The organism is Sphingorhabdus sp., from assembly GCF_040079335.1.
In the GTDB taxonomy this organism is placed as follows: domain Bacteria; phylum Pseudomonadota; class Alphaproteobacteria; order Sphingomonadales; family Sphingomonadaceae; genus Sphingorhabdus_B.
In genome coordinates, this window is sequence record NZ_JBEBKL010000014.1 from 21,694 (window position 1) to 36,125 (window position 14,432).

General features: G+C 57.8%; 14 protein-coding genes. 11 read left to right on the forward strand and 3 right to left on the reverse strand.

Translation table 11 applies throughout. The features are described from left to right. The first annotated feature begins 4 nt into the window (after positions 1–4). The 3 genes from ABL922_RS06080 (at position 5) to ABL922_RS06090 (ending at position 3,494) form a co-directional block, all read left to right on the forward strand. Complete coding sequence (locus ABL922_RS06080; protein WP_349023315.1) at positions 5–571, forward strand: hypothetical protein; 567 nt, start codon at positions 5–7, stop codon at positions 569–571. 152 nt (positions 572–723) lie between these two features. Beyond that, positions 724–2,148: an aldehyde dehydrogenase family protein gene (locus ABL922_RS06085; protein WP_349023316.1), complete on the forward strand. Its 1,425-nt coding sequence runs from the start codon at positions 724–726 to the stop codon at positions 2,146–2,148. A gap of 20 nt (positions 2,149–2,168) precedes the next feature. Continuing rightward, complete coding sequence (locus tag ABL922_RS06090; protein WP_349023317.1) at positions 2,169–3,494, forward strand: M20/M25/M40 family metallo-hydrolase; 1,326 nt, start codon at positions 2,169–2,171, stop codon at positions 3,492–3,494. Here the strand turns inward: ABL922_RS06090 and ABL922_RS06095 are convergent. The 3 genes from ABL922_RS06095 to ABL922_RS06105 all read right to left on the reverse strand — a co-directional run bounded on the left by ABL922_RS06095 (position 3,491) and on the right by ABL922_RS06105 (position 5,410). Beyond that, complete coding sequence (locus tag ABL922_RS06095) at positions 3,491–4,573, reverse strand: fatty acid desaturase (protein ID WP_349023318.1); 1,083 nt, start codon at positions 4,571–4,573, stop codon at positions 3,491–3,493. The two genes, ABL922_RS06090 and ABL922_RS06095, sit on opposite strands and share 4 nt — an antisense overlap. 61 nt (positions 4,574–4,634) lie before the next feature. Continuing rightward, the gene (locus ABL922_RS06100; RefSeq protein ID WP_349023319.1) at positions 4,635–5,084 is read right to left on the reverse strand and encodes a DUF1465 family protein; all 450 of its coding nucleotides are present in this window, start codon (positions 5,082–5,084) and stop codon (positions 4,635–4,637) included. Positions 5,085–5,212: 128 nt separating this feature from the next. Continuing rightward, the gene (locus tag ABL922_RS06105) at positions 5,213–5,410 is read right to left on the reverse strand and encodes a DUF465 domain-containing protein (RefSeq protein ID WP_349023320.1); all 198 of its coding nucleotides are present in this window, start codon (positions 5,408–5,410) and stop codon (positions 5,213–5,215) included. 90 nt (positions 5,411–5,500) lie between these two features. Between ABL922_RS06105 and ABL922_RS06110 the strand changes: the two genes are divergently transcribed. From ABL922_RS06110 to ABL922_RS06145, 8 genes are all read left to right on the forward strand, one after another. Next, the gene (locus tag ABL922_RS06110; protein ID WP_349023321.1) at positions 5,501–5,776 is read left to right on the forward strand and encodes a YdcH family protein; all 276 of its coding nucleotides are present in this window, start codon (positions 5,501–5,503) and stop codon (positions 5,774–5,776) included. An 80-nt stretch (positions 5,777–5,856) separates the two neighbouring features. Next, entirely contained in the window at positions 5,857–8,121 is a 2,265-nt protein-coding gene (ptsP, locus tag ABL922_RS06115; RefSeq protein WP_349023322.1) for a phosphoenolpyruvate--protein phosphotransferase, read from the forward strand. Between the two features lie 108 nt (positions 8,122–8,229). Then, the gene (locus ABL922_RS06120; RefSeq protein ID WP_349023323.1) at positions 8,230–9,105 is read left to right on the forward strand and encodes a RodZ domain-containing protein; all 876 of its coding nucleotides are present in this window, start codon (positions 8,230–8,232) and stop codon (positions 9,103–9,105) included. Between the two features lie 148 nt (positions 9,106–9,253). After that, positions 9,254–10,186: a tetratricopeptide repeat protein gene (locus tag ABL922_RS06125; RefSeq protein WP_349023324.1), complete on the forward strand. Its 933-nt coding sequence runs from the start codon at positions 9,254–9,256 to the stop codon at positions 10,184–10,186. Positions 10,187–10,227: 41 nt separating this feature from the next. Then, the gene (tilS, locus tag ABL922_RS06130; RefSeq protein WP_349023325.1) at positions 10,228–11,196 is read left to right on the forward strand and encodes a tRNA lysidine(34) synthetase TilS; all 969 of its coding nucleotides are present in this window, start codon (positions 10,228–10,230) and stop codon (positions 11,194–11,196) included. A 102-nt stretch (positions 11,197–11,298) separates the two neighbouring features. Beyond that, positions 11,299–13,248: an ATP-dependent zinc metalloprotease FtsH gene (ftsH, locus tag ABL922_RS06135; protein WP_349023326.1), complete on the forward strand. Its 1,950-nt coding sequence runs from the start codon at positions 11,299–11,301 to the stop codon at positions 13,246–13,248. A gap of 83 nt (positions 13,249–13,331) precedes the next feature. Further along, a complete protein-coding gene (locus ABL922_RS06140) occupies positions 13,332–13,712 on the forward strand; it encodes a hypothetical protein (RefSeq protein ID WP_349023327.1) in 381 nt (126 codons plus the stop codon). 20 nt (positions 13,713–13,732) lie between these two features. Further along, a complete protein-coding gene (locus ABL922_RS06145; RefSeq protein WP_349023328.1) occupies positions 13,733–14,359 on the forward strand; it encodes a DUF3800 domain-containing protein in 627 nt (208 codons plus the stop codon). Positions 14,360–14,432 lie beyond the last annotated feature (73 nt).

Consider the following 14,432-nt stretch of genomic DNA (forward strand, 5'->3'; position numbering starts at 1 on the left):
AACCATGCCAAAATTTGCAGCAATTCTGGGTGCCATTGCGCTATGCGCCGCCGCGGCAACTGCAGCAACCGGAGAACCGACACCTCAGCTTCCAACAGAGGCCATTAAAAAGCCGTTGCCGGGGCCGTTGCGGCCTTTGGCCTGCATGGTCGATCCTGCAATTGGTGCCATAACCTTGACCAAAGGCAAGGCCGCCGGTTCGGTGCAGGTGACTGTGGAAGTCCGCAATATGGGCAGCAGCGCGTGGCAATCGGGTGCGAACCAACAGAACGTCAGTGTCAGCGTGAAAAATGGCAACACCGGAAATGTGGTTTCTCGCAGCCAGGCCCTTCCAGGACGCGCCGCTGCAAACAGCCGGATGGGAATGATGACCACCCCGATGATAGCCAATGCCTTTGACACATTCGAATTTGGCGGGTCTGTCGAGGCCAGCATCAGCTACGATCCCGACATCGCCATAGACGGCAACAACTGCAACGATGATCGCAATTCGGCCAATAACCGCAAAACGGTCAGCTTTGAACAGGTTCAGGCATTTCTCGCCGGTTCGGCTCCGACGCGCAGTTTTTAGCGCGTTCTCGCCTCGTTTCGTCGAACAGCCCGGGGGGAACCCCGGGCTTTTTTAATCGCACGATTGAACGCGCTGTTGACCTTGGCGGAAAAAGTCCCAAATCAAAACCGAAGCCTCGCTTTCGCGACTCGCTGGGAAATAAGGAGAGAGACATGGACAGCTATCTGAAGCACTATATCAACGGCAAATGGGTCGACAGCATCGGTGGCAAGCGCCACGAAGTGATCAGCCCCTCTACCGAAGAGCCCTGCACCGTAATAACGCTTGGCACGCAGGCCGATGTCGACGCAGCGGTTTCGGCTGCACGCCAAGCTTTCAAGACCTTCAGCCAGACGAGCCGTGAAGAGCGCATTGCGCTGATGAACCGCATCATCGAGGAATATAAAAAGCGCATCCCCGATTTCGCCAAATCGATGGCCGCCGAAATGGGCGCGCCGGTCAGCTTCGCTACAATGGCGCAGGCGCCAGCAGGCCTCGGCGGGTTTCTCGGTACGCTGCCCGCGCTCGAAAACTTTGCGTTCAAGGAACAGCACGGCGCGAACACCGTCGTCTATGAACCCATCGGCGTCGTCGGCCTGATCACTCCCTGGAACTGGCCGCTGAACCAGATCGCCCTGAAAGTTGCACCCTGCATTGCCGCGGGCAACACGATGGTGCTGAAGCCTTCGGAAGAATGCCCCGGCAACGCGGCAATCTTTGCAGAAGTGATGGATGCAGCCGGTGTGCCGCCGGGCGTGTTTAACCTTGTGCAGGGAGACGGCCCGACTGTGGGCGCCGCCATTTCGGCGCACCCCGATGTTGACATGGTCAGCTTCACCGGCTCGACCCGTGCCGGAATCCTCGTCGCCAAATCGGCAGCCGATACCGTCAAGCGCGTCCACCAGGAACTGGGCGGCAAATCGCCGAACGTTGTTCTGCCCGACGCAAAGTTCGAAGAAGTCCTACCTCCGACCGTGCAGGGCGTCCTCATCAACAGCGGCCAGAGCTGCATCGCTCCGACACGCATCCTCGTACAGAAAGACCGTGCGCAGGAAGCCGCCACTTTCGTCAAGGCGATGTTCGAAGGCACCTCGGTGGGCGACCCAATGCAGGAAGGCATGCATATCGGCCCTGTGGTCAACAAGGCACAATATGAGAAGATCCAAGGACTGATCCAGTCGGCTATCGACGAAGGCGCGACGCTGGAAACCGGCGGCACCGACCGCCCGGCCGACCTCAACCGTGGCTATTATATCAAGCCGACGGTCTTCTCGGGCGTCACCCCGGACATGCGCATTGCAAAGGAAGAGGTGTTTGGGCCGGTCGCCACGATCATGGCCTATGACGATCTCGACCAAGCCATCGCCATCGCCAACGACACCGAATATGGCCTTTCGGCAGTGGTTTCGGGCGATCCGGCCAAGGCCGCTGAAATCGCACCGAAACTTCGTGCAGGCATGGTGGCGATCAACAATTGGGGGCCCAATCCCGGCGCTCCTTTCGGTGGTTACAAGCAATCAGGCAATGGCCGCGAGGCTGGCCTATTTGGTCTCAAAGACTTCATGGAAGTGAAAGCGATCAGCGGCCTGCCTGCATGAGCCTTGCTTTGACGAAGATAGTGCGCCAGTCCCTCGCCTTAACGGGTGCGGGGCTGGCGCTCGCCTTTTGTAGTCCGGCATTTGCGCAGTTAAGCAAATCCGAGGCGAAAATGGTCGCGACCGTCGATGCCGAATATGAACGCTCGGTCGCCTTGCTCGAAAAACTGGTGAACCAGAATTCAGGCTCTATGAATTTTGACGGCGTGCGGAAGGTCGGCGACATGATGCGCGCCGAACTGGAACCGCTGGGTTTCAAGCTCGAATGGCTCGACATGTCGGCTGCTGGCCGTGCGGGCCATCTGGTCGCCGCCAAGCAGGGCAAAAAGGGCACCAAGCGCCTTTTGCTGGTGGCGCATCTGGATACGGTGTTCGAACCCGATAGCCCGTTCCAGAAGTTCGTCCGGAAAAGGGATGGCATAGTCGACGAGGCCGAGGGCCCGGGCGCCGGAGACGACAAGGGCGGAATGACAGTTATCATCGCAGCGCTCCGTGCCATGCAGGCCGCTGGGACACTCAAAGACGCCAATATTGAAATCCACATGACAGGCGACGAAGAGGATTCAGGCGATCCCATCGAAGTCACACGTGCGCCATTAATCGCCGCTGGCAAGCACGCCGATGTTGCGCTCGACTTTGAGGGATTGGTGCGCGACGAAAGGCGCGACATGGGATCTATCGCGAGGCGATCTTCAAACAGCTGGAAGCTTGAAGTCAGCGGAAAAACCGGCCACAGTTCACTGATCTTCAGCGGCACCTATGGTGATGGCGCGGCGTTCGAATTGGCGCGCATCCTTCACCGCTTCCGTACCGAACTTCCCGAACAGAATCTGACCTTCAATGTCGGCCTCATTGCTGCTGGTCAGGAAGCTGCGCTCGATGCAGGCGGAATTCGTGCAACCGCCGCAGGCAAGACCAATATCATTCCCGGCATTGCATTGGCACGAGGCGATTTCCGGACCTTGTCCGAGGAACAGACGGCGCGGGTGAAGACCAAGATGCTAGCGATTGTGGCTGAATCGGCACCCTTGACCAGCGCCAGGATCAGCTTCGATCCGGGAGCCTATCCCGCGATGGCACCGACCGCTGGCAATAAAGCGCTGCTCAACAAACTGAACTTCGTAAATCGCGATATGGGGCTGGCCGAAATGCCGGCACTCGACCCGCTAAAACGCGGCGCAGGCGATATCAGTTTTGTGGCCAACGATGTTGATGGGCTGGCGGGTCTAGGTACCTACAGTCGCGGCGATCATGCGCCGGGTGAGACGGTCGACCTCCATAGCATCAGGCGGCAGGCCAAACGGGCCGCGATCTTGATGACACGGTTGAGCAAAGAAAAGGCCGATTAAGCGGCCTTTCCGCCCCTGACCGATGAAGCCACCAGCCGCGCCAACAATCCGCGCAGATTTGGATAATTCGCCTTGTCATAATTGCTGCCACTGCCGAATTTGGCAGCAAGGCGGCGATGCACTTCGGGCAGTGCATGGTAAGGCACGCTGGGGACAAGGTGGTGCAACGCATGATAGCGCAAGCCAACAGGTGCCCAGAACTCGCCCATTATGCCCGGCGGCGGCACATTCACGCTATCGAGGTATTGTTCGGTGACGCTCAAAACCTCGCCATCATTTTCCCACAAATGCGCGACCAAAGTGCGAACCTGATTCAAGACCAATGCAGCAGCAACGATAGCAAGGTAGATGAGGAACGCCTTCAGCGGGATCCAGCCCACCGCTACAGCCGTCAGTATCCCGATCGACCAAAGGCTGGCACCCGTTTCCATGATGATCCAGTCGCGGCGGAACTCGCCTTCGGGCATGGCTCTGCGATAGGACGGGTTGATGGACAGGGTCGAAAACCGCGCGACGGTTTCACGGCGAATCCATGAACTTAGCAACGACAGCGGCGACAGGATCGCGAAGCGGATAAGGAAACCGATAGAGCCCAATGCTGCGACGCCCATGAAAAAGACCAGCATATGCGGCTTCATAAGTGCAAGTGGCAGATATTCGGGATCACGATCGGTCCCGTACCGCATCTTTGAATGATGCTGGTTGTGCGTGTCTTCATAGGTGAAGGACGGAATCAGCATCGGGATGCCGACGAGGAAATTCCACACCCAGCGGAAACCCGGAACATGGTCTCGTTTCATATGGGTGATTTCGTGGATGAACAATGCTGCGCGATAGAGGAAGGTGATCGCGACAGCGGCACCCGCCAATTGTATAGCCAATGAAGAACCAGCAATCGCAAAATAGAGGCTAATATACCCGACCAGCGACGAGCCAAGAAAATCGGGCCAATAGATACCGGGTTTGGCCACGCTGAATTCACGGGTCAGAGCAGCTGCCTCGCGGATAAGATCGTTATCCTCGAACGTCTTCGCCTTGGTAGGTGTCACATTTTCCATGCGCGCCATATAGGACGTCACACGCGCAAGGTCACGCCCTGTGAATTGCAAAACTTTCCGATTTGAGTAATCGCCGCGAAACTCAGAACGAGCGGCGGAGTTGCTCGATCAAGCGATGCGGCTCAGGCTGGTTTTCCTGATCGGTATAAATGTGGCTGCTCATCCGCTGCACCCGATAATATAGATCCTCGCTCGTCATGATGAGCGTGCGGGCTTCGTCGGGCATGCGCTGGACCATCCAATCGTCGGTCGCGGGGGCATAGCCCAGCTCATCGAGTTCATGCATCACATCCGAAGGATGGATTTCACCGGCACGGATAGCCTTCTGGTTCAGCAGCCAGGCGATGACATGCATCAACCGCGTTGTGACCTTTAGCGACTCGCACGAGAAAGCGACCGCGACATCAGCCGGCGAAATCTGCCGCGCCCGATCACTATCGAAATAGGACCGCGCCTCGTCGGCCAGCACCATGGCTTCGGTGTAAAGACCGTCGATCAGCTTGGGTGTGATTTGATACTGCGGAGCGTGCATACCCCTTCCATGCCAAAGCGACTCCGGTACTGTCAGCAACGTTTACCACTTTTCCACCGCTAACGGCCGAATGTTCCATGACGGCACGTTAACCAACAGCGAGTTTAAGCGGTTAATGTTTTGAAGTTTCAGGCGATAATATCCGGGATAATCTGGTCTTCAAGAATGCCGATGCGATCCTTGAGCGCGAGCTTTCGACGTTTCAATCTGGCAACCTGCAGTTGATCGGCAACTGGATTGGCTTGAAGCGCAGAAATGGCGTCGTCAAGATCGCGATGTTCGATCTTCAACAGTTCAATTTGCTGCCGGATTCCGTCGTCGTTCATGGCGCCCCAGTGGAGATGTAATATATTTTCAAGCCTGATAGCCCCGCCGGGACCGTGTCGCCAGAACGAAAATGATCTGCGGCGAGATGGATGTTTTTTCGCAAGACAGCCTGTGGAAAACATGTTCTATTCTTCTTCTTGGCTCTGGTGAGTCGAAATGGATCGACTCTCCTGGCGACAAGCAAGAAGGAGATAGAGGTGAGCGAAAATCATCTGTCGGCCCTGCGCCTGAAACATGCCGAACTCGAAGCGCAGCTTGAACAAGAAGAAACCCGGCCCCATCCTGATGATGATTTGATCCACCGCCTCAAAAAGCAGAAATTGCATCTCAAGGATGCAATGGCGCAGGAATTGGCGTCCGCCTGACAAAATAGGCATACGTAATTTTTTCGGTTAATGCCCGTAGGGGTATCGCATGCTGCCATGCCATCTGCTAACCGGGTGGCATGGAAAGCGCAGCAATCGCCGCACGTAACATATTGACCGGCCTGCACGAGGTGATGGCCTCGGGCAATCACGCTCAGGCCAAACTCAATCAGGTCGTCAATATTATCGGCGAAGCGCTGTCGAGCGAGGTGTGCTCGATCTATCTGTTGCGCGACGGCGTGCTGGAACTGTTCGCGACCCGCGGGCTCAATCAGGATGCCGTTCACGTCACAAAGCTCGCATTCGGCGAAGGCCTTGTAGGCACGATCGCCGACAATGTCGAAACGCTGAACTTGGATGAGGCTGCCGCCCATCCTGCCTTCCGCTATATGCCTGAAACGGGCGAAGAACGGTTCCACAGTTTTGCCGGCGTGCCCATTGTAAGATCCGAGCGCGCTGTTGGCGTGCTGGCGGTTCAGCATGCCGACCAGCGCAAATATGCCGAGGTCGAGATCGAGGCCCTGCAAACCACGGCGATGGTGCTGTCTGAACTGATTGCCTATGCCGGCCTGATCGACGAGGCAGGCACGATTGGCAGCGGGCAAACCGGCACCGTCGTGCTGAACGGCCTGCCGCTGGTCTCTGGCGTCGCAGCAGGCGTTGCAATTTTCCACCAGCCCAATGTTCGCATCGAACATACGATGGCGGAAGACACCGAGGCCGAACGCGCACGCGTCTATTCCGCCTTTGACAAGATGCGCGAACAGATCGACCGCATGGCCAATATGGCCGAATTCGGCGCTGGCGGTGAGCATGCCGAAATCCTCGATACCTATAAGATGTTCGCCTATGATGAGGGCTGGTCGAGGCGCATCAATGAAGCGATTGACAGCGGCCTGACCGCCGAAGCTGCGATCGAGCGGGTGCAGCAACGCACGCGGATGCGGATGCGGCAGATCGACGACCCATTGCTCGCCGACCGCATGCACGATCTGGAAGACCTGTCGAACCGTTTGCTCCGCATCGTTTCTGGCCAGATGGGCACGGCGGCGCAATTAGGCCTCAAGCAGGATTCAATTCTCGTCGCTCGCAATTTGGGGCCCGCAGAATTGCTCGAATATGACAAGCGCCGTTTGCGCGGTGTCATTCTTGAAGAAGGCTCGTTGACCGCGCATGTCACCATAGTGGCGCGAGCTATGGGCGTGCCTGTGCTTGGCAGGGCTGCAGGCGTCCGCCAGACAATCCGCGAAGGCGACATGCTGCTTCTCAATGTCGATGACAAAAATGTCATCGTGCGGCCATCAGCTGCGGTGCAGGAGGCCTTTTCAAGCGAATTGGCCGACCGGCAGAAGAAAAAAGCCCGCTATGCTGCGCTGCGCGACGAACCATCGGTCACAAAGGATGATCAAAAGGTGGCTTTGCTGATCAACGCCGGATTGCGCGACGATGCGCTCGCCATCGGCCTTTCAGGCGCAGAAGGCATCGGCCTGTTTCGCACCGAATTCCAGTTCCTGATTTCGGCTACTTTGCCACAGCGCGAACGGCAGCAACGCTTTTATCGAGAGGTGCTCGATGCCGCCGGAGACAAACCGGTAGTGTTCCGAACCATCGATGTTGGCGGTGACAAGGCCCTGCCTTATCTGAAGCATATTTCCGAAGAAGAGGAAAATCCCGCGATGGGCTGGCGCGCCCTTCGGCTTGCGCTTGACCAGGAAGGGCTGATGAAGGCGCAAGCGCGGGCGCTGCTTGAGGCTGCAGCGGGGCGCAACCTCAACGTCATGTTCCCGATGGTTTCCGAGCCGTGGGAGTTTGACGCGGCAAAACAGGTATTCGAGGCGCAACTCGAATATCTGTCGGCGCGAAAGAAGCAGCTTCCGTCGCGTATCCGCTATGGAGCTATGCTTGAAGTTCCAGCTCTTGCCGAAATGCTCGATATATTGCTGCCAAATCTCGATTTTCTGTCGATCGGCACAAACGATCTGACACAGTTTCTTTTTGCGGCCGACCGGGCAGATCCGCGTCTGGCCGAACGCTATGACTGGCTGAGCCCAGCCATATTGCGTTTCATCCGCCGCGTCGTCATTGCATGCGATGCGCACAAGGTCGATTTGACGGTCTGCGGCGAAATGGGCGGCCGCACATTGGAAGCGATGGCCTTGATCGGCATTGGTATTAAGCGCCTATCGATCACTCCGGCCGCAGTCGGCGCAATCAAGGCGATGGTGCGTTCGCTCGATGCGGCAGCCATTGACGCTGAAATGGCCATGATATTGTCATCTCCTTTGGGCAGTATCCGACAGCGGCTTGAGTCATGGGCGCAATCCCAAAGCGTTGAAATATCTTGAGTTGCGGCGGTACTAGACCTTTTAAACATTGACTTTCGTTATACCGCCGTCATTGTTTCGCAATCGCCCGCTAGAGGCGTTTTTATTCGGGTCATGGAGTGCGGTTAGGTGGACGATCGCGATCAGCAAACTATTGAAGATGTGAACACCGACGAAGGCGAAACTGCCTTGCAGTCCGTCGGTGCGAAACTGCGCGCGAAACGCGAGGCCGAGGGACTTTCGCTCAACGAAATCGCCAATCGCACACGTGTTCCTATCCGCCATCTCGAAGCAATCGAGGCCTCGGAATATACGGCGCTGCCGGGATCGACCTACACCATTGGGTTCACCAAATCCTATGCCAAGGCACTCGGGATGGATGATGCGGCAATCGCTACCGAAATGCGTGCAGAGCTGGAACAGGGTGGATATCAGGGAGTAGTCGCACGTGCCCCGGCTTACGAGCCGACGGACCCTGCCCGCGTCCCGCCGCGCTGGCTTGCATGGAGTGCGGCAGGTTTGGCGGTCGCGCTGGTGGTTGCCTATTTCGTCTGGCGCAGCTTTGCCCTGTCGCCGGAGACAACATCGCCTGAGCCTACCAAAACCGTTGCCGAAGCCGCTATCAAGGAACAGCCAAAACAAAACCCGGCAACCGCGATAGACCCAGCGGGCGAAGTCATGATTGTTGCTCGCGAGGCGGCTTGGGTGAAGATCTACGATGCCGACAACAAGCGGCTGTACGAAAAGGAAATGCAGCCCGGTGATCGTTTCACCGTTCCTGCCGATGCGAATAACCCTATGATCGTTACCGGCAGGCCGCAGGTTCTGGACGTAACGATTGGTGGCAAACCGGTGCCAGCATTGGGAACCGGCGAACGCTCGATTGCCGATGTCGGCGTGAGTGCAGCGGCCTTGCTCGCGCGAAAGGCAAACACCTCGCCTGCCTCCACCAACGGAGCGCAGCCCACTAATGCAGCAGCGCTGCAACCCTCGGCTACGCGCTGAGCATTTCTGCAATCCACAGTTATTTGCAGCGTTTTGGAGCTTTTGTCTGTCAAAGGCTTTATTCGGGATTCCGGGTCAGTTATAGTTAATCTGGAGAGAGAAATGCGCAAAAGTCGCAAAATCCAGTTTGTTAGCCGGGAGGGCTGAGATGAAGTTCCGATATTTCCTGACTGCAGCAGCAATATTTTCCGCAGTGCCCGCAGCACAGGCGCAGGATACGAATGTCGAAGGCCGCGTTGTCAAACTGGAAAAAGAAATGAAGGCCGTCCAGCGCAAAGTCTTTCCGGACGGCGCAGGAAAATTCTTCGAACCCGAAATCCAGCCCGATGGAACCAAGCCCGCGACGACCGGAACGCCATCGTCCAGCGCGGTTTCTGACCTGATCGGGCGCGTTGATGCGCTGGAATCGCAATTGGCGACACTAACCGGACAGGTCGAGACGCAAAGTGCCGGAATGAAGGCGATGGACGAGCGGTTGAAAGCGCTGGAAGGCCAGGTCAAATCGTTCAACGCGGTTCCGGCTGCGACCACCGCCAGCGTGGCTGAAACCGATACCAAAGTCGCTGCAACACCGGTAAAAACCGCAAGCACCCCCAAAGCAAATCCTGCGGCTGCAAAAACGACAACTCCGGCAAAGCCCACGGCTGCAAGGACTTCTGCCGTCGCGGCGATTGAGCGGCCTTCGACCGGAGATGGTTTTGAAGATGGCTATTCCTATGGATATCGCCTGTGGGAAGCCAAATTCTATCCCGAAGCGCAGGTTCAGTTGCAGGATACAATCACCAAATATCCCAAGCATAAACGCGCCAGCTATGCGCGGAACCTGCTGGGCCGGTCTTGGCTGGATGATGGCAAGCCGGCGACTGCGGTGAAGGTATTCTACGACAATTACAAAAATGATCCGAAAGGCGACCGCGCGCCGGAAAGCCTGTACTTCTTGGGCGATGCGCTGACCGATCTGGGCAAGGCGCCCGAGGCATGTGAGGCTTTTGGCCAGTTGGCGAGTGCTTATCCTTCGGAAGCCAGCGGACGTCTGGCGTCGCGATTGGCCGAAGGGCGCAAGAAGGCGAAGTGCAAATAAGGCGATAGCCAAGGCCAAAAGCCGGGCTTAAGGCCGGTAGGATGGCGGGATCATCCAGAGACATCTTACCTATGTTCGCCCATGATCTCGGTCGGCTGACCGGGGGCGATCCGGCGATGTTGGATTTGCCGCAGATCGGCCTTGCGGTGTCGGGCGGGCCTGACAGTCTGGCGCTGCTGCTCCTCGCCCATGCAGCCTTTCCCAAGGCGATCAGCGTCGCAACCGTCGATCATCGCCTGCGCCCCGAAGCCGCCGACGAGGCCGCCTTTGTCGCCCGTCTCTGCGCCGAACGCGGCATTCCGCATATTATCCTGACGCCGAAAGAACCCATCACCGGCAACCTTCAATCCGCCGCCCGCGAGGTGCGCTACCGCCTGCTCAACGACTGGGCTGACAGACAGGGCCTGCGCTGGATCGCGACCGCACACCATGCCGATGACCAGTTGGAAACGCTGCTGATGCGCATCGCGCGGGGCAGCGGGATCGCCGGGCTTTCGGCCATCCGCGAGAGCAATGGCCGCATCATCCGGCCCTTGCTGGGCTTTACCAAGGCGCAATTGGTCGAGGTCTGCGCTGAAGCAGGCGTCACCCCCTGTGACGACCCGAGCAACGCCAATGTAGATTTCGACCGGGTGCAAATCCGCAACTGGTTGAAATCGGCGCCGCCGCTGCTCAATGCCACCCGCATTTCGCGCACCGTCACGGCGTTGCGCCAATCGCATGAAGCGCTCGAATGGCTGGCGGCGCGGTTGGAGCCTGAGCGGATTGTAGCCACCGAGAATCGCGGTGCAACACTTGATCCGGCTGGCCTACCGCCCGAAATTGTGCGCCGCCTTTTGATCCGCACGCTGCAAATCCAGGACCCGCAAATCACACCGCGCGGCGACACGATCGACCGCGCACTCGAAACGCTGAAAGCGGGCGGAAAACTGACGATCGGCGACCTTGTCTGCACCGGCGGATCGCTGTGGCATGTCGAACCTGCACCCCCCAGAGGCGGAAATCATTAGTCTGATCGGATTTTTCGCGCGCCTTAGCCCAAGGCTTATATTGCCATTCACCTTTTGTGACCTACATTAGGTTGGTATTTCTCCCATCATTGGAAGTCCGAAATGAACGACGAACAGGAACCCAAAGGCAACCCCCTCGCCCGCAATCTGATGATCTGGGCGGGTATCATGGTGGCTTTGCTGCTGGTCGTATCGATCTTCAGCGGTGGGAATGATGCGGCCTCCACCGGTATCAGCTATTCCAATTTCCGTGATAAAATCGAGGCTGGTGAGGTCAAATCGGTCGCGATTTCGCCTGACCGGATTACCGGCGAGCTTTCCAATGGCGAGCAGATCGTCACCGTTCCGATCCAGGGCGACACCGAACTCTACAAGCTGCTCGATGAAAAAGGCGTCGATGTGCAGGGCAAGCCCGAAGAGCAACCCAGCCTATGGCTGATCCTGCTCTATCAGGCGCTGCCTTTCCTTCTGATCCTCGGCATTGCATTCTTCGTTTTGCGCCAGATGCAGAAAGGCGGCGGCGCAGGCGGGGCGATGGGCTTTGGCAAATCCAAGGCCAAAATGCTCACTGAAAAGCATGGCCGCGTCACTTTTGACGATGTCGCCGGCATCGACGAAGCGCGCGAAGAGCTGCAGGAAATTGTCGAATTCCTGAAAGACCCGCACAAATTCAGCCGTCTCGGCGGCAAAATCCCCAAGGGTGCGTTGCTCGTCGGTTCGCCGGGTACAGGTAAAACCTTGCTGGCGCGCGCGATTGCGGGTGAGGCAGGCGTTCCCTTCTTCACCATTTCGGGTTCGGATTTTGTTGAAATGTTCGTCGGTGTTGGTGCGTCTCGCGTCCGCGACATGTTCGATCAGGCGAAGAAAAATGCGCCGTGCATCGTCTTTATCGACGAAATCGACGCTGTAGGCCGCAGCCGTGGCGCTGGCCTTGGCAACCAGAATGACGAGCGCGAACAGACGCTGAACCAGTTGCTCGTCGAAATGGACGGTTTCGAGGCGAATGAAGGCATCATCATCATCGCCGCGACCAACCGCCCCGACGTGCTTGACCCTGCCTTGCTGCGCCCCGGTCGTTTCGACCGTCAGGTCGTCGTTCCGCGCCCCGATATTGACGGTCGCGTGAAGATTTTGGCCGTTCATATGAAGAAAGTGCCTTTGGCCCCCGATGTCGATCCGCGCGTTATCGCACGCGGCACGCCGGGCTTTTCAGGGGCCGACCTCGCCAATCTTGTCAACGAGGCAGCACTGCTCGCGGCGCGGCGTGGCAAGCGACTGGTTGCCATGAAGGAATTTGAAGACGCCAAAGACAAGGTGATGATGGGCACCGAGCGCCGGTCGATGGTGATGACCGAAGACGAAAAGCGCATGACCGCCTTCCACGAAGCTGGCCACGCCATCGTCGCGATCCACGAACCCGCATCCGACCCCATCCACAAGGCCACCATCATCCCGCGCGGTCGTGCGCTGGGCATGGTGATGCGCCTGCCCGAACGCGACAATTACAGCTATCACCGTGACAAGATGCACGCCAATCTGGCGGTCAGCATGGGTGGCCGCGTCGCCGAAGAACTGGTCTTCGGTTACGACAAGGTCAGCAGCGGCGCATCGGGCGACATCCAATATGCAACCAGCCTTGCGCGCGACATGGTAACCCAATGGGGCATGTCCGACGAAATGGGCCCGCTGCAATATGAAGAAAAGCAGGATGGCTATCTGGGCTATGGCATGACGCAGCGTTCGGCGATGTCGGACGAGACAGCCAAGAAGATTGACGCCGAAATCCGCAAGCTTGTTGAAGGTGGCTACGCCAAGGCGACTGCTTTGCTCAAAAAACACCGCAAGCAGCTTAATCTGCTCGCGGAGGCCTTGCTCGAATTTGAAACCCTATCGGGTGACGAAATCACGCAGTTGCTCAAAACCGGAAAGTTCGAGCGCGATGGCAGCAAGACCGTACAACCAACCGATATTCCGACGGTTGGCACCGCCATTCCAAAAGCGGGACGAGGCAAGCGGACAAGCGTCGGCGGAACCAGCCCGCAGGGTGCGTGAGGGCACAGCTTAGTTTGCTGATTCACTTGCCATTCAAATTGGCGGGCCTACCGTCCAGCGGGTAACTGACTGGAGAATGGTATATGCGCAATATCGGTGCGTTTGCATGTTTTGTACTGGTGGGACTCGCGGCCCCCGCCGTTGCTGGTGCCGGCGACATGAATGTTGCAACATTCCTTGCCAAAGCAGATGCACTGAAGGCCAAAGGGCTGGGCGCGCTCGGTTCTCCCGATATCAAACTTCTTTATGGTGAAGCGAATGCGGCAGGCAAAACCTATCGCGAAACGATCGTAGCAGACAAAAAGGCAGGCCGCGCTCCACATAGCTGCCCGCCCAAAAAGGCAGCGCTCAACTCCGACCAGCTGCTCGCGCATTTGCGGACTTATCCACCTGCCGCCCGGCCGAAGACGACAATAACGACAGCGATGTTCGATGTGATGAAGAAGCGCTATCCCTGCACCTGAACCCGCGCTAGCATCCCCCTATGCCAATATATTGCGATGAGTCAGGTGGTGTCGGGCGAGGGGTGATGACGCTGGCGGCAGTCGATATCGACGAAACCGCAGCCGAAGCGCTGATCGCCCGTTTCCGCACCGTGACCGGCTATCATGGCGAAGTGAAAGGCAGTCGCATCGATTTTGCCGAACGCGCGCTATTGTTCGAACTGGTGAAGGATAGCGGAGCAAAGATTACCATCGGCATCGCGATCTCCGCGCTGGTGCCCGAAAAAAATGCCGACCGTGGCGATCACGACATTGATGTCTATGCGGCGCTGCTCGAGGATGTGGTCGGCGCAATGCTACCCGAAATTCCGGGTTGCGACAGCGTGATTATCGATGACGGGCGCTATGGCCCCGAAACTCTGTCCGCCATTCGCGCCGATATTGCCAAACTGGTTGGGCCGTGCGGCACCACCCAGTTGGAACACAGCCATCGGTTGGCAGGGCTGCAGATCGCCGATGTTATCGCCAACACATTTTTCAATCGCGCGCTGGTGACCGAACGGCAGGGCCGGATAGCAGCCATAGCTGCGCCGCTGCTCGAAAGCGGCCAGATAAAGATGCGGGTATTGGGTGACGGCGAAGCGCCGCCCACCGAAACTGCACCGTAGCCCTGAGCCTGTCAAAGGGCGTTTCTCAGATCAGCGTCAAGCTGTGAGGCGTGCTTCGACAGACGCAGTTGCT